This window comes from Sorangiineae bacterium MSr11367 (assembly GCA_037157805.1).
In the GTDB taxonomy this organism is placed as follows: domain Bacteria; phylum Myxococcota_A; class Polyangia; order Polyangiales; family Polyangiaceae; genus Pendulispora; species Pendulispora rubella.
Genome location: CP089983.1, coordinates 3,619,270 through 3,635,210 on the forward strand (window position 1 = coordinate 3,619,270; position 15,941 = coordinate 3,635,210).

Below are 15,941 nucleotides of genomic sequence, written 5' to 3' on the forward strand. Positions count from 1 at the left end.
GCCTCCGATGGGGCAATTACCCGGCGCGACCCGTCCCGCGCAAAACGATTGGCTGACCGACAAGAACGACGACCGCGCACCCGACGAAGGTATCAGTGCCGAGCGCGCGCGCTCTCTCGGTTCGTCCGCCGAGCAGGTGGCGTCGAGAGAATCGCTGCCGATGGCGCCGCGATTTCTTCCGCGAGGTGCGGTCGTCGGTCGCTACGTGGTCGATGGGCTTTTGGGCGAAGGTGGAATGGGGGTCGTCTATGCGGCCTACGATCCCGAGCTCGATCGCAAGGTGGCACTGAAAATGGTGCGCTCGGATTCCGATCCGAGCCTCGAGGGGCGCGATCGGCTGCAGCGCGAAGCGCAGGCCATGGCGCGGCTTTCCCATCCCAACGTGGTTGCCGTTCACGATATCGGCATGCACGACGAGCAGCTCTTTCTGGCGATGGAGTACATCGATGGGATTACCCTCCGAAGCTGGTTACTTCGCGAGTCGCGTCCCGTACGTCAGATCCTCCATGCGTTCCTCCAGGCGGGTCGCGGGCTCGCAGCGGCCCATGCCAGTGGTCTCGTTCATCGCGATTTCAAGCCGGACAACGTGCTTTGCGATCGGCGTGAGCGCGTGTGTGTGACGGACTTCGGTATTGCACAAGCCATTGCGGTGCCGCCTTCGATGCGGGAAGGGCACGAGCTTGCGGCGGATTCACCTTGGACGGTGGGAAACACCCGCTCACTGATAGGAACACCCGCCTACATGACGCCGGAGCAGTACCGCGGGGAGCGAGCGGACGCCAGCAGCGATCAATTCAGCTTTTGTGTGGCCCTCTACGAGGGACTGTACCGACAGCTGCCGTTCGCGGGCGAGACGTGGTCGCAGCTCGCCAAGGCAGTGACGGAAGGAAGGGTCCGTGAGCCGCCGTCGCGTTCGGGCGTCGCGCCTCGTGTCCATCGAGCGATTTTGCGTGGACTGAGCGTCGAGTCGAGCAAACGATTCGCTTCGATGGACGAATTGCTTGCCGCACTGTCGCGCAATCCGGCGGCTCGTCGCTGGCGTACCGTGGGATGGGTCGCCGCGGTCGGTGCGCTCGCGGCGGTTCCTTTGGCGTATCGCTACGCACGGTCGCAATCGCAATTGGTTTGCAAGGGGTCGGAGCAAAAGCTGTCTGGCGTCTGGGACGACGGGCGCAAGAGGGCCGTGCACGATGCCTTCATCGGGACGCACAAGCCATTCGCGTTCGAAGCGTGGACCGGTGTCGAGCGGGTACTCGATGCCTATGCTCGCCATTGGGTGGCCGCGCGTGCCGACGCCTGTGAGGCCACGCAGGTTCGCGCCGAACAATCCGTCTCCCTGCTTGATTTGCGCATGGTTTGCTTTGACGAGCGCCTCGCCGAAATGCGGGCGCTGACCGACGCTTTTACGGCCGCCGATGGAGATGTCATCGCAAAGGCCGCTGCGGCCGCCCAGGGGCTCACGCCCCTCGTGGGGTGCAGCCAGGTCAAAGCGCTCCTCGGGCGGGTGGCGCCCCCGTCCGATGCCGCGGCCGCGCGCGCCGTGGAGGACGTGCGCGGCGTTCTCGTTCGCGTCAATGCCACCCGACTCGCGGGCAAGTACGCGGATGCTGTCCCGGTGATCCGAGAGGCAACGGATCGCGCCGAGCGCACCGGATACGGACCGGTGATCGCCGAAGCGCACTTGCAAGAGGCTTTCCTGAAGGAGGCACAAGGCGATCACAAAGGCGCCGAGGCCGTGCTTTACCGCGCCGCGTGGGCGGCAGATGCTGCCAACGACGACCGCTCGCGTGCCGAGGCGTGGACGCATCTCGTGTTCACCGCCGGCGCGGCCCAGGCGCGCCACGACCTCGCGCCCATGTTGAATGAGCAGGCCATGTCGGCGATCAAGCGCATGGGGGGCGATGACAAGCTCGAGGCGGTCCGGCTCGGGAATTTCGCGGTGACCTTGGGCGGTCAACAGAAGTACGACGAGGCCCTGGCGGAATTCGAGCGCGCTCGTCCGCTCATCGAGAAGGTGTACGGTCGCGAAAGCGTCGAGATGATCACCTTGTTGAATCGAGTCGCCAATGTGTATCTGAGCCAACGGAGCTATGAGCGAGCCATCGAGACCTTGGAGCGTGCGCGGAGCATCACCGAGTCGTCACTCGGTGCCGAGCATCCGCTGAACGGGGGGATTCTGAACAGTCTCGGCGTGCTGCATAGCAACATGCTCCGATACGACGAATCGGCACGTTGTTTCGCGCGGGCGCTCGAGCTCAACGAGCAGCCCACCGCCCACGTGAACATCGGAGACATTTTCAACCACCAGGGCAAATACGAAGAGGCCCGGCGCCATCTCGAACGTGCTCTCCAGCAGCGCGAAGCACAGGTCGGCCCCGACAGCCCGCGCCTCATTTACCCGCTCACGGGCCTTGGGCAGGCGTACTTCGGGCTTCGCGATTTCCCAAGGGCGCGCCAGACCCTCGAGCGCGCCCTTTTGGTGAAGGGCGATCCGCAGGCGGGGATGAGCCTTGCGACCGCGAAGTTCACGCTTGCTCGCGCGCTCACGGAGGATCCGCGCGCGACGGCGGCCGATCGCAAGCGCGCGCTCGTGCTGGCCGAAGAGTCACGGACCATCTACCAGAACTGGAAAGATCGCAGCCCTCTCGACGACCTCGACTTCGAAGCCATGAAACATTGGCTTTCTGCCCACGGTGTTCATCCCTGAAATGTGGCTATCGTTCGCCGTATAGAGGACGCGCGAAGCCGTTTTGCGTGGCCCACGTTTCAATGGCGCGGGCGATGGACAGGATGGCGTGGTCGTGGCGGCGGCGGCCGATGATCTGCAATCCGAAGGGTAACCCCGTGGCGTCGCGGCCAAAGGGCAATGCGACGGAAGGGAGGCCTGCGAGGGTGGGGCCATAGGCTAGTGCCAACCAATGAAAATAGCTCGCCATCGGCGCGCCGTTGATCGTCACCGGATACCAATCTTCGAACGGGAAGGGCGGGTGACCGGCGGCGGGGCAGATGACCGCGTCGACTTTGGTGAAAAAAGCGTCCGCGTCGCGCAGCACCCGCGTTTGCACCGTCATGGCATCGGCCACATCGCGCAAACCCAGCCCGAGGCCCGCCGCGACATTGGCGGCGACGTTGGGCCCGACCTTGTCGGGGGTGGCCTCGACTTTCTCGCGATGGGCGCCCACGAACCCGACGGCCCTCAGCACCGCAAAGGCTTGGTCGCCGCCACCCATGTCGACCGCGAACTCCGTGCGACCGCCGAACACCGGCTCCAGCGCATTCCGCGCGGCGCGGAACGCGGTGCGTACGCGATCGTCCACCGGCGCAAAGCCGAGATCTTCGGTGAAGGCTACCGTGAGGCCGCCCAGATTCACGGCATCCAGCTGCCGGAAGCGCGCGCCATCCACCGCGAGCGACAGCGGATCGCGCGGATCGTCGCCCACCATGGCCGAGAGCAAGAGCGCCACATCGGACACCGTACGCGCCATCGGCCCGTCGACCGAAAGCGGCGACCAAGCGTGCCCGCGTGTCTCGGTGGGAATCAAGCCGGGCGTCGGGCGGAAGCCGACCACACCGCAAAAGGCAGAAGGCGTGCGCAGGCTGCCGGCGAGATCGGAGCCCGTTGCCAGAGGAACCATGCCGCAGGCCAGCGCCGCCGCGGAACCGCCCGAGGAACCACCGCACGTCAGGCGCGGGTCGAACGGATTGCGCGTCGCACCGAATACTTCGTTTCGTGTATTGGCGCCCGCCCCGAATTCCGGCGTGTTGGTCTTCGCCAGCACGATGGCACCGGCCTGCCGCAACACCGCCACCACCCGTTCGTCGGCCGCCGGTACATGGTTCGCAAACAAGGGCGAGCCATAGGTGGTCCGCAGTCCTTCGGTCTCGCTCAGATCCTTGATCCCAATGGGCAGGCCATGCAGTGGACCGAGGGCATCGCCGCGCTGCACGGCGGCTTCGGCGGCGCGCGCTTCGGCCAGCGCCCGCTCGAACGCCGTGACGGTCACCGCATTCACGGCGGCGTTGGTCGCCTCGATGCGGGCGATGCAGCTCTCCACCACCGCGACGGGCGAAACCTCGCCCGATTCCATCCGTCGCCGCAGCTCGACCGCTTCGAGATCGCAGAGATTCATGCCCGGTGAGTCTGTGGGCCGCAGGCCAAGGGTGTCAACGCCGACCCCGGTGCCGGGTGACGGCCGCGCATGCCTGCAGAGGTCCGTGGAGCCGAACCGACAACGCCTGCCACTATCGCATATTGTCACGTCGATTTTTGATGACGGAAAATTCCGACTCCGCGCAAATTGAAATCGGGAGATTGCTCCCCTCTTTGTCCTCACTGCGAAACGGAAAGAAGAACATGACGAGGCTTGCTCTGGCGAAGGCCCTTCTCGGCCTGACCGCCACGTTGATGATGGTCGCCAATCTTTTGGGATGCAGCGGCGACGCCGGAGTGACCATCCCGCCGTTGCCCGACGATGCGGGCCCCCCGCTGGACGCTCGCCCGGACGCCCCTCCCGATGCGACACCGTCGCAGACGGCGGCGGCCACACCCGAGTTCCATCCCGCGCCGGGAACATTCGACGCGCCCCAGAGCATCACCCTGCGGACGGACACCGCCGGAGCCTCGATTCACTATACGCTGGATGGCAGCCCGCCCGATTCGAAGTCGCCGGTTTACACGTCGCCGATCAGCCTTGCCAAGACGGCGACCCTCAAGGCCATCGCCCGCAAAACGGGTTTCGACGATTCCGCCGTTCGCTCGGGAACCTATGTCATCGACATTCCGCCCGGCGTCGTCGAACCGGCTCAATTGGAGCCCAATTCGGGCGATTACCCCAACGACGTCGAGGTGCACCTCACGAGCGCCACGGCCGATGCCACCTTCTGTTACACGCTCGATGGCGCGCAGCCCGGGTGCACGGAAGAAGCCCGCTGCGCGAGTAGCTCCGAGGCCGCCGCGGGGACCGTGCTCGTCTCGAAGAGTGGCCAGAAGCTTCGCGCGATCGCCTGCAAAAAGGGCATGCTCGCTTCCTCGGTGACCCAGGCGGATTACACGCTTTCGGCCGCCGCGCCGGTGTTCGATCCGATGCCGGGGAGCTACGATCCCCACAACCCGCGCTCCATCGCCCTGGCTTCTGACACGCGCGGAAGTGTCATTCATTACAGCGTCAATGGTTCCGAGCCGCCGAGCTGCTCCAGCCCGGACACGGTTCCGGAGAATGGCGCGCTCCCCATTTTGACGGCCGATGCCATCATTCAAGCGGTCACCTGCAAACAGAACTACGCCACCAGCGCGGTCGTGAGCGCGACCTATTTGGGTGCAAAGTGCGTGGGCGACTTCAACATCCTGTCCGTTCCGGGCCTCCAAGAACTCGCGCGTTGCGAGGAGATCACGGGCAACCTGACGATTGGCGTGAGCGGACTCCTCACCGACCTCGCGCCTCTTGCCCATCTGCGAAGCGTGAACGGCAATTTGACGCTGCAAGGGAACGGAGCGTTGACCTCTTTGCATGGCCTCGAGGCATTGGCGGTCGTCGGGGGCGAGATGATCGTGGCCAGCAACGCGGCGCTCACTCGGATCGACGAGCTGGTCGCGCTGCAAAGCGTCGGCGTCCGACTCATGATCTGGCGCAATGAAGCGTTGACCGAATTGGTCGGCCCGAACAAGCTAACCAAGATCGGATCCCTTTCGATCGCTGGAAACCCGAATCTGCAACACGTCGGTGGGTTCTCCCAGCTCGCGGAGATCGGTGGAAACTTCGTGGTGTCCACGAACGCGGCGCTGATTTCGTTGGATGACATGCCCGCCCTGACCAAGGTCGTCGGCAACGTCGGCTTCTCGTTCAATCGTGCACTCGAGACGCAGTCCGGTTTTACGCGCATGCACGAGGTTGGCGGTAACTTTACCATCGATGGAAATGAGGCGCTGAAAGGGTTTTCGGCGTTTTCGCAGCTCACGACCATCCGTGGCACCCTGCAGGTCTCCAACAATCCCGTGCTGCAGTCGCTTCCGGGCTTTGGCGGATTGACGGCGGCGGGCGGTTTGACCATTCGTCAAAATCTGGCGATGACCGAGATTGGCGGCTTGGACGCGCTCGAATCGGGGTCCACGGAAATCGAGATTGCTTCGAATCCAAAGTTGGTGCGGCTCAATGGGCTCCGTCGAATCCCATCGGCCACGCACATTCGGCTCATCGACAATGCTGCGATGGAGAAGCTCGAGGCGTTCACGGCGCTCACGCAGACCTCGGGGGACGTCAGCATCGTCGGGTGCCTGGGCCTCAAGGACCTCACGGGGCTCGAGGCGCTCGGAAAAATTGGCGGCAATCTCCTGCTCAACGCCGACCACTCGCTCACGAACCTCGATGCGCTCGCCCAGTTCGTGACGCTCGCGGGCTCGCTGACCATCACGCTCAACGAGACGTTGCCCACGTGCCAAGCGGACCGCGTCTACGAGCGACTGCGCGCGCATGGCTACGGCAGCACGCCCGACATCCGCGACAACCACGGCACGGGCACCTGCGACTAGGACGCGAAGGCCAAGCTGAATCTACGGCAGGGCGATGAGGTCATCGCCCACGCGGATTCGGGCGAGCAGCTGTGGATCGCCATCGGTGGTCGTGACGGGGGCGTCGGAGGGGAGACCGAGATGCCGCAACGCTGCGAGAAGGGCGCCCCCGCGCGGGTGGGAGAGCTGCAGCGATTCGAGCTGGCAATTCGACTCGGGCATGGCGGTGGCCGGATGGGGGCCGTCCCACTGGATGAACGTCGGAAAGATGCCATCCCGTGGAAGCGTGCCCTCGCGCGGCACGGTGATGCGCCATCGCAAATCGCCGCGCGATGCCTCGAGGATTGCGCCCATGTGCACCGGCGCGGCGGTGGCGTCGCGCTCGATGTCGTCCGTGCGCGCGACCCAATGAAGGAGCGATGGGCCACGCTCGAGGCGCGCTCGAACCTCGGGCGAGTCGAGCCCGAACCAGCGGGCTCGCGAGGGAGCGGCGGCCTCGGGATCGACGGCGATCACCTCGAGGTAGGTCGCGTCCCCGAGGCGGAGTACGCGGTTGTGCGTGCCCATCAGCGGATGTTTGCCTCCGCCCGCGGGCATCACGCCCAGGCGCGCGAAAACCCACTGGGCACCTTCTTCGAGGGTGCGGGCGCCAACGACGAGATGATCGAGCGCGATCATGCCCCCATCATGGGCGCACGTCGGTGTGCGTTTCAAGGGCTTACGCCGCGCAGGGCGCTGGCGCGGCGGTGTGCGCCATCTCGACGAGCGCCGGCGCGGCCGTGCGACCGAGGGCGGCCAGCCGTTCGAGCAGCTCGGCAGCGTGCGAGCGATCGTGATCCACGATGCGGCAAACGAGATCGGCGAGCGTGAGGGAGCCGACGCCATCTTGCACGGCGGCGCGCGCCCATTCGTCGGGGCGCACACGCTCGAGACGGCGCAGGTTCGCCGCGCGGGCCGAGGCGAACCGTGCGAGGGCGGTCTCCAGATCACGCTCGCGGTAGCCGCGGACTCGGGCCTCGTGGTCCCCGTCGAAATCGGGCAGGTGAGGGAAGTCTTCCTCGAGAATGCGACCGATGCGGATGGCGAAGGCTTCCTGCTCGAGATCGGCCAAGTGCCATGCGTGTTCGACGATGGAGAAGCCTTGATTCGGGGCCGCGAGGCGCGCCTCCTCGGCGGAAATACCTTCCACCGATGCGCGCAACTGCGCAGGCCATGCTTCGAGTTGGGCAGCGAGCTCCGGTGAGAGTGCTCCGGTCATTGCGGTTTCCTTTCCGTTCCCTCCTTTCTTGTTCGCGACCTCGCGAAACCTGACGGCGTGCACGAAATTCGTTTCCAGCTGCTGGCCGATTCGCCGAGCACGCTTCACGATGCGGGTACGCCACGCATACACGACGTCCGCCGACACCCCGAGCTGCGACGTGGCATCGTTGACCGGCTTTTCTTCGAGGAAGATCACGCGCAAAAACTCCTGCCCGCGCGGCGACAACTCATGGGCTACGCGCTCGATCACGGCGCGCGCCAGCTGTCCCTGCATGTGATGCGCTTCCGGTGCAGGATCCGGCTCGAGCCAGGCCTCGAGCTCGCCCGGCTCGGTGGCATCGTCCGACCACGGGCTTTTCCGCCCGCTGCGAAGAATCGCGGCCACGTGACGTTCGGCCACGAGGCCAACGAAGCTCGAAAACGACGAGCCGCGCTCGGGCGACCACGCGCGAAGGCACTTGCCATGGTCCGCGAAAAACGCGGCAAAGACGTCTTGGACCATATCCTCGACGTCCTGCCGAACATCCCTCCGACGGGCGCGGGTGCGCTGTCGAAGGAGCGCCCGGGTCACCTGCGCACGAACGACCGGCTCGAGCTCTTGTACGAAGGTCCGACGCGCACGGGGGTCACCCGCTAGCATGGGCTCGAGATCGCTCGGGCGAACGATGTTCATCCGAGCGGGATAGCACATCTTCCGACGGCATGAGGTTCGCGCGCGCGAATCCCAAACTGGACCATGCAAAGGATATGCGGGAAACATCGTAGTCCGGTGCCATGCTCGTTCGGGCGGGGCCATCTTGGACCGCGTCTGCGCCGAGGCGGAGCAGGTGAAGCAGCCGCGCATCGTTGAACCATGCGCGGTACGCGCCGGCCGGATCATCGGGCTTTCCAGTGCCGAGTGCAAAGGCTTGCAGCCGCCCGAGAAGCGAAGGATCGGTTTCCAGATCGGAGACGATCAGCGGCCAGCGCAAGGCGATCGCGGTGAGCTTTCCAATTTGCGGCAAGGTCATGACGTCGTTGCTGCCGGCAAGGTGCTCCAGCGCGAGGCGCCCGGTTTGCCATGCGAGGAATGCGCGCAATCGAAACAAGTTGAGAAACTGTTTGACCCGGCGCGGATTGAAATCCAAGGCCGGCGCCAGGGCCAATGTAATATCGTGAATGAGCGGAGAATCCGTCGAAACGGCCGACGCGAAGCGCTCCGTCTCCGCCACCGTGTGCACCGGAGACCGCGGCGTCGGTGGAATGGAATCGCGAACCGCCGTCGTGCCGAGCACTGGAACATGGTGCCCCTTCGGGCGCGATCGGCCCGCCGAGAGGTACCAAAGCATGGATCGGGTGTCGGCCTCCGTTGGGCGCGGTAGGGCAAAGGGCAATTGGATGAACTTCTCGATGAAGTCGAGCCCGAAGGTGACACCGCGGGGATTCATATAAGGGAGCAGCGGCGCATATTTCGCGGCGATGCCGGCGGCCACCTTTTCGCGGTCCATTCCTATGATGAAAATGAGCTTTGGCGCGCACGCCGTCATGAGATTCAGCGCTTGCATCAGGTCGACCGCGGTCGGTACTTCGCAGCGATCGACGTCGTCGATGAAGACGTACGCGCGCCGATCGCCGATGTACGCATCGACGATTTTCCCGAAGTCATCGTGGAACTGATCGAGGAAGGCGGAGCGACCTTCGTAATCGGGTGAGAGGATGTGCTTCTTCAAATCGATGGGCAAGGAGCCGCCCACCAGTCCTTTGATACGGGTGAGCGTCATGATGGCCACGGCGAGCGCCCCGGTCCATCCGCCGGCGACGATGAACTTGCCCGCGAACTTCTGAAACGGCGCCCCGTCGGCCTTGGCCATGGTTTCGACGCCAAGATCGTGGGCGAAGGCCCAATGCTGGTAAAAGAAGGCCACGAGCGCGAGCAGCATGAGCACGGCGGCCACGCCGAAGAGCACGGCGCGCAGCACCTCGAGCCGCACGTCGCGCCATTTCACGCGCCGCACGAAGAGCATCACATGCCCGCGAAAGCGTTTGAACCAAGTCTGCTGGCGCGAGACCTGGTGCAGAAATTCCACGGCGAACGTCGCCCACATCTCTTCGTGCTTGGCGTGCTTCCACGCATCGAACCACACGACGAATGGCAAAGCCTCCGTCGAGCCCGCGGGCCGCCGCAAAAGCTCCTCGTCGAGCTGCATCATGAACGACGATTTGCCGCACCCCCACTCGCCCTCGATGCTCATGGTGAGCGGAGGCTTCGTCTCGGGATGCCGCAGAAAATCCGCAATGGCGTGCACACTCGGGCGAAAGCCCATGGAGTCTTCCGCCGTGGCGCGGTCGCTCAAGGCGGAGCGCTGGATGGAGTGGCCGCTCGGCGATAGGATCGCTTGCCAGTGGAGGAGCTGTTCGGAGTCATCCACCGCGCCGGCCATCCAGTCGAGGAGCCGCGCTTTGGCCATGGCGGCATTCAGTTCGAGGCGACGAAACAATCCGGCTATGGATGGCGTATTCTGCCGCTCCGCATCGAGCAGGAGTGCGGCGACGAGGTGTCGGAGGTGCACGCGACCTTCGCTGGAACTGCGCAGGGCAAGCTCGCGGGCGTGCTCCAGGAGCGGCGATGCGTCATCGCCAATCCATTCTTCGGCCGGCGCATTGCGCAGTTCGAGATACAAGGGTTTGCCCGCGCTCGGGATGGCGCGCCAAAAAAAACGCGCCGCCGTATCGTCGCCCACCGTGCGTCCCAGTTCCGCGAGCGCAAAGAAAATGTCGCTTGTCGATAAATCCGCGGCCCCGCGTTTTTGCGCGAAATTCCGTGCGAGTGTGAGTGCTTGCTCCGCCCCTGCGCTGAACATCGGGGCAATATACGCCGTTCATCGATGTAAATTCGACGTCACATGGCCTCGTCATAGAGCAAATCGAGCCCCATGCCAAAGCGGGTCGTCTTCGTGTGGCGCAGGGAAAAGCGCTCTTTCACGCAGAGAACAGCGCAGGGCGGCGGGGTCGCGGACGATGCGCGTTTCGGGCCAATCGGCGCGTTCCAAGGTGCGGGAGAGGACGACCTTGGGGAGTCGGTTCAGGACGCGCGCGACGGCGCCCTCCCAGGGCCTCGTCGGTTTGCGCTCCGCCTCGGGCCAGTAGCGCACCCGCTCCTTTCACCAATAGCGATATCCGTTGACCCGGAACGGCACGTCGAGCTCGCGGCACACTTCCGCGATGACGTCCGATACGAAGAAGTAATTCGAGAGATGACGAATACGCGCTCCCTCCAGCTCGACCCGCGAAACGGCGCGGACCGCCTCGCCATCGGTGTGCGTGTACCAGTGGAGCAAGATGGGAGCGTCGCGGTAGATCGCCACCTCCACGCGCGGCGGTACCGTGGGGAGGTAGCCCTCGAGAAACCGGGGGTCGATCCCGCGTTCGGTGTCGCGAAGAATCGATGACACGAGTCCTGCGAGCGCGCCGTAGGTCTCGTCGGCCGTTTGATCCGGGCCGTAGTCGATCGCCACACTGACCATCTGCACCACGGCCGTATCCAGCAAGAGGGCGGTCAGTCGTGGGAGGTCTCGCGCATTGAAGGCCTCGCAGAACGCATCGAGCGCCGCCGGCACGGCCACCTTGCGCGGCGCCGCCGCGGGGGAAATCAATCGACCGCGCCCGCGATGCAGGGCAGCCTTCACGGCCCCCACCGTGGTGGACAGCACCTCGGCCACCTCTTCCAGCGACAGCTCGAACATGTCCCTCAACACCACCGCCGCCCGCTCTTGCGGAGAAAGTTGCCCGAGCAACGTCCCCGCCGCCTCGCGGACGGCTTGCGGATCGGCCTCGGGCGTGTCCGCCGCCAGCTCGTCGGGCGTGTCCCTCCGGCGGCGCATCCGATCGACCCACAGGTTCGATGCCACGCGAAAAAGCCAGGCCCGCGGGTTGGCGGGCGGGTCATGGTGCATGCACCCGAGCGTCACGAACGCACGGGCCAGCGCATCCTGCACCAGATCTTCGGCGTCCCACGGACTGCGCGTCAGATGCCGGCAGTAGCGGTAAAGCTCGGGCCGGAGGGGTTCGAACTCGTCGAGGAAGCGGTGCCACGAGCTCTTCACGGAATCGGAGAGCTCGCTCACCGGGGGGCGAGTCGGGCCAGTCGTAGCTGCGCGTTGGCTCATGATCGACCAACGTACGACCGCGCCCGCAGGATACGGGTCGACTTTCACTTCGGTGCGTTTATCGTAGGCCCCCATGGCCACCGTAAAGCTTTGGACCGATGAAGAGGCCGCGGCCGATCCGCGCGTCAGGGCGGTATTCGACGACATCCGCGCCACGCGCAAGTCCGACTTCGTGAACAACTTCTGGCGCGCGCTCGCCAACCAACCTGCCGTTCTCGAGCGGACGTGGGCCAGCCTCAAGGAAATCATGGTCGCGCCGGGCGAGCTCGATCCGCTCACCAAGGAGCTGATCTACATCGCCGTTTCCACGGCCAACTCGTGCGCGTACTGCGTGCACTCCCACACGGCCGCTGCCCGCGCCAAGGGCATGACCGACGGCCAGTACGGTGAGCTCCTCTCGATCGTGGGCATGGCCTCGGAGACCAATGCCTTGGCCAACGGCATGCAGATACCCGTCGATCCGGAGTTCCAGGTCGATCGCTGATGCGGCCGTCGTTGTCCGCGGCCATTCGTGCAGTTTAGCGCGGGCACGCCAAGCCGCGGCGTAGATCGGCGGCGCGGCGGGCCGTGACGGAAGATGGCGTCGCTGCGCCCCATTGATCGAGCACGACGCGGTAGGCCTCGCAAGCGCCGGTGACGTCGCCGACCCGTTGTTTGGCCATGCCCTCCCACAAGTGCGCGCGCACGTTGAGGTAGGGGAAATCCAAACTGATGCACGCGGCCGCGCCTCTTTCCAGGAGCGGCACGGCGCGTGCGGCGTCGTTCGCCTCCAAATACAGCTTTCCTTCGTACGTATTGAGAACACCCTGCAAATTGACATTGGGCGACCGCACCGCCTGCCGTCGCTCGATGGTCGGCGCTTGGCGCAATGCCTCGGCGGCGTCGATGCCCGAACCGGCGGCCGGGCCCCATCGAAACACCCACCGCTCGACGGTATCGAGCCGCGTCTCGTTGGTGCGCTCCCACGCATCGGACAGCGCCTGCCACTGCGCCAGCCCGATGCGGCCAGCCCGAAGCTCCGTCGCGAACAATTGCGGTTCGTAATACGCCGTGCGGATGACATTCAAATCCGTTTTGACCCAAGCGTCTTTTCGACGCAGCGTCTTTTCGGCCAAGCTCGCGGCGCGCGCTTCCTGCCCCGTCTCGAGGAGCGCGTCGATGGTCGTGAGTGCGGCGCGCCAATGGGATTCTTCCGCGCCCGATTTCCCGGCGACCCGTTCGAGCTCGTCGGACAGCGCCAGGGCTACATCGAATTCGCCCTGCCATGCGGCCCACCGTGAGCGCTCGAAGAGGCGCACCTCCTGCTGCTTCTTGGGCGGAAGGTGCTCCCATCGCAGCCGCAACGCTTCCTCCACCGTCGCCGCCGGGCTTCGTTGCGAGGCGAGGCCGATGGCGAGCTGTCGATAGGCCAGCGTTTCTTCGCCATCCGACGCGATCCATCGGCGCGCTTCCGCGGCGGCGTCGGCGCATCGCCCGCGCCGGCGCAGGGCGTAAACGCGGTACTCCATGCAATCCACCGCGGCCGGTTCGAGGGCAAGGCATTGATCGAGCGCGATCAATTCGTCGTCGAGCCGCCCGAGCCGCGCGAGAAATCGGCCGCGCATCGCCCAAGCATCCGCGTATCCCGGATCGGTCCGAAGGGCTTCGTCGACACTGGCCAGCACGTTTTCCAGCTCCTTCAAGCTCGGCGCGAGATTGAACATGCGTGCGGCGTAAAGGTTGTGAAGCTCGGCATCGCCGGGGAAAAGCTGCATGGCCTCCCGGAAGACGCGCACGGCGTCTTCTTCCTTGGCAACGTCGTGCCCGATGACGAAGGCCCACGCTTCGAGCACCTTTCGGTCCCGTTCCGTCAGGCGGTCGCGCACCCCGAAGGTGCGGTGCAATTGCTCCTGTTGCTTGGGCAACGGCCAGAAGGGCTCGCTGGTGAGGAGCAGGCGTAGTTGAAGCTCGGGGCAGGCGGGATCGGCCTTGGCCGCTTCCTCGAAGAGCTCCAGCGCATGGCTCCATCGTGCGCTGCGCAGTGCCTGCAGCCCCTCGCGGTATCCATCGACCGCGGGCGTCGTACAGGCCGGCGACACGGGCAGCTCGGTGATCATGGTGCCGGCGGGCGGCGGTGTGGCGGGCGGCTCGGGCGCCGAAGCCGATCGGCGATGGCCATGCGCCGCGAGTGCTCCCGCCACGAGCAGCGCGGGCGCGAGCGCCAACCAGGGCGCGCGGCTTCTTCGTCTCCGCGGGCGCCGTGCCGTCGGCGGATGCTCCAGATCGTCGAGGATGTGGGCCAGCTCCTCCTCGACCTCGGCGGCGGACGCTGGCCGGCGATCGCGGTCTTTGGAGAGCAGCCGCGCGATCATGGCATCGAGCGCGCGCGGTACGTCCGCGCGGTACGCGGAGACCCTCGATGCGTCGTGCAAGAGCAGCTGCGCGAGCACGGTCACCGGTGCCGCCCCCTCGAAGACCTCCACGCCCGCGAGGCAGCGAAAGAGCACGCACCCGAGCGAAAACAGGTCCGCGCGGCCATCGAGATCTTCCTCTCCGCGCGCTTGCTCCGGTGCCATGTAGCCGACGGTGCCCATGACCACGCCGGACGTGGTCAGGTCGGTCCCCGAGTCGGGCTGCGCGATCCCGAAGTCGACGAGCTTCGCGTCCGATGCCCTGCCTGCGACGAGGAGCACGTTGCTCGGTTTGACGTCGCGGTGGATGATGCCCCGCGCGTGCGCCGCCGCCAATGCCCCCGCGATGCGGTGTCCGAGCTCGACGACCTCGCGCATGCCGAGCATCCCGCCATGGGGGCGTGCGCGTTCGAGCCGCATGCGAAGGCTTTCGCCCTCGATCCACTCCATGGCCAGGTACGGGCGCCCCTCCTCCGTCAACCCATGGTCGAAGTAGGCGACGATGGCCGGATGCTCGAGGAGCTGCAACGCCTCCGCCTCGCGTGCGAAGCGGCGCAGCGCCCGATCGTCCTTGCCGTGCAGCACCTTGAGGGCGATTCGTCGCTGCGTCGTGCGGTCGAATGCCCGAAGGACGACCCCCATGCCACCGCGACCGGCTTCGCGCTCGAGGAGGTAACGTCCTGCGAACAGGCCGTCGGTGCGTAGGGTCGCGGGCTCATTCCCCATGATCGGTTCGCCGTGGCGACCCGCCACCGTACCAAAGGGCCGAATCCGCTCGCACCCATACTGGTGCCGCCGTTTACGCCAGATCGTCGAAAATGGCGACGGCGCGTGTCCAACCCGCCGATGCCCCGCGGATCTTGACGGGGAAACACGAAATGGAAAAGCCGTGCGACGGCACGTTCTCGAGGTTGTGCAGCTTCTCGAGATGGCAATAGCCGATATCCCGGCCCACTTTGTGGCCCTCCCAAATCAGCGATGCGTCGTGCGTCTCCCCGTATTTCGCAGCGGTATGCACGAAGGGGGCGTCCCAGCTCCACGCGTCGGTGCCGGTGAGGCGCACGCCCCGTTCCAGCAAGTACAACGTGGCCTCGCGCCCCATTCCGCATCCCGCGCTCACGTAGTCGTCGTGGCCATAGCGGCTGCCCGCGCGCGTGTTGACCACCACGATCTCCAAGGGCGAAAGCGTATGCTCGATGCGAGACAACTCCGCCTCCACATCCCGCGCGGTCACGACGTACCCATCGGGGAAATGCCGAAAGTCGAGCTTCACCGCCGGCTGCAGGCACCAATCGAGCGGGACCTCGTCGATGGTGATGGCGCGGGCGCCGCCGTCCATCGTCGAATGGAAGTGATACGGAGCGTCGAGGTGCGTGCCATTGTGGGTGATGAGCTCGACCTTTTCGACCGCCCACGCTTCACCATCGGGCAAATCCGCTTGGGTGAGACCCGGAAAGAACCCGAGCAACTGCGGTGCCGATTGCTGGTGCGTGAAGTACGTGATCTTCGGCACGAACGGGGGCGGGTCGGAAATAACGTCGTTTTCGAGGTAAATGGATAAGTCGACGATGCGCCGCATTGGAACGAGCATAGGGACGCGCAAGGCCGTTCGTCGATGTATGCGCCGCGCTATTTTGGTTT

Annotated in this window: 10 protein-coding genes; 3 read left to right on the forward strand and 7 right to left on the reverse strand. The window is 65.4% G+C overall.

Going from position 1 to position 15,941, the window contains the following annotated elements:
- Nucleotides 1–7 precede the first annotated feature (7 nt).
- Complete coding sequence (locus LVJ94_14480; GenBank protein WXB08439.1) at nucleotides 8–2,707, forward strand: tetratricopeptide repeat-containing serine/threonine protein kinase; 2,700 nt, start codon at nucleotides 8–10, stop codon at nucleotides 2,705–2,707.
- Nucleotides 2,708–2,714: 7 nt separating this feature from the next.
- On the opposite strand, the gene LVJ94_14485 is transcribed toward LVJ94_14480, so the two are convergent.
- Complete coding sequence (locus LVJ94_14485; GenBank protein WXB08440.1) at nucleotides 2,715–4,130, reverse strand: hypothetical protein; 1,416 nt, start codon at nucleotides 4,128–4,130, stop codon at nucleotides 2,715–2,717.
- A 224-nt stretch (nucleotides 4,131–4,354) separates the two neighbouring features.
- Between LVJ94_14485 and LVJ94_14490 the strand changes: the two genes are divergently transcribed.
- Entirely contained in the window at nucleotides 4,355–6,526 is a 2,172-nt protein-coding gene (locus LVJ94_14490; protein WXB08441.1) for a chitobiase/beta-hexosaminidase C-terminal domain-containing protein, read from the forward strand.
- Between the two features lie 21 nt (nucleotides 6,527–6,547).
- On the opposite strand, the gene LVJ94_14495 is transcribed toward LVJ94_14490, so the two are convergent.
- The 4 genes from LVJ94_14495 to LVJ94_14510 form a co-directional block, all read right to left on the reverse strand.
- On the reverse strand, nucleotides 6,548–7,183 hold the full coding sequence (locus tag LVJ94_14495) for a VOC family protein (protein ID WXB08442.1): 636 nt from the start codon (nucleotides 7,181–7,183) through the stop codon (nucleotides 6,548–6,550).
- A 40-nt stretch (nucleotides 7,184–7,223) separates the two neighbouring features.
- The gene (locus LVJ94_14500) at nucleotides 7,224–8,405 is read right to left on the reverse strand and encodes a sigma-70 family RNA polymerase sigma factor (GenBank protein WXB10715.1); all 1,182 of its coding nucleotides are present in this window, start codon (nucleotides 8,403–8,405) and stop codon (nucleotides 7,224–7,226) included.
- On the reverse strand, nucleotides 8,392–10,605 hold the full coding sequence (locus LVJ94_14505) for a KAP family NTPase (GenBank protein ID WXB08443.1): 2,214 nt from the start codon (nucleotides 10,603–10,605) through the stop codon (nucleotides 8,392–8,394). Before LVJ94_14505 ends, LVJ94_14500 begins: the two co-directional genes overlap by 14 nt.
- A 300-nt stretch (nucleotides 10,606–10,905) precedes the next feature.
- Nucleotides 10,906–11,985: an RNA polymerase sigma factor gene (locus tag LVJ94_14510; protein WXB08444.1), complete on the reverse strand. Its 1,080-nt coding sequence runs from the start codon at nucleotides 11,983–11,985 to the stop codon at nucleotides 10,906–10,908.
- On the opposite strand from LVJ94_14510, the gene LVJ94_14515 reads away from it, so the two are divergent.
- Complete coding sequence (locus LVJ94_14515) at nucleotides 11,984–12,394, forward strand: carboxymuconolactone decarboxylase family protein (GenBank protein WXB08445.1); 411 nt, start codon at nucleotides 11,984–11,986, stop codon at nucleotides 12,392–12,394. The genes LVJ94_14510 and LVJ94_14515 overlap by 2 nt on opposite strands.
- A gap of 34 nt (nucleotides 12,395–12,428) precedes the next feature.
- Here LVJ94_14515 and LVJ94_14520 read toward each other — a convergent pair whose 3' ends face one another.
- On the reverse strand, nucleotides 12,429–15,026 hold the full coding sequence (locus LVJ94_14520; protein WXB08446.1) for a protein kinase: 2,598 nt from the start codon (nucleotides 15,024–15,026) through the stop codon (nucleotides 12,429–12,431).
- A gap of 73 nt (nucleotides 15,027–15,099) precedes the next feature.
- A complete protein-coding gene (locus LVJ94_14525; protein WXB08447.1) occupies nucleotides 15,100–15,879 on the reverse strand; it encodes a cyclase family protein in 780 nt (259 codons plus the stop codon).
- Between the last annotated feature and the right edge of the window lie 62 nt (nucleotides 15,880–15,941).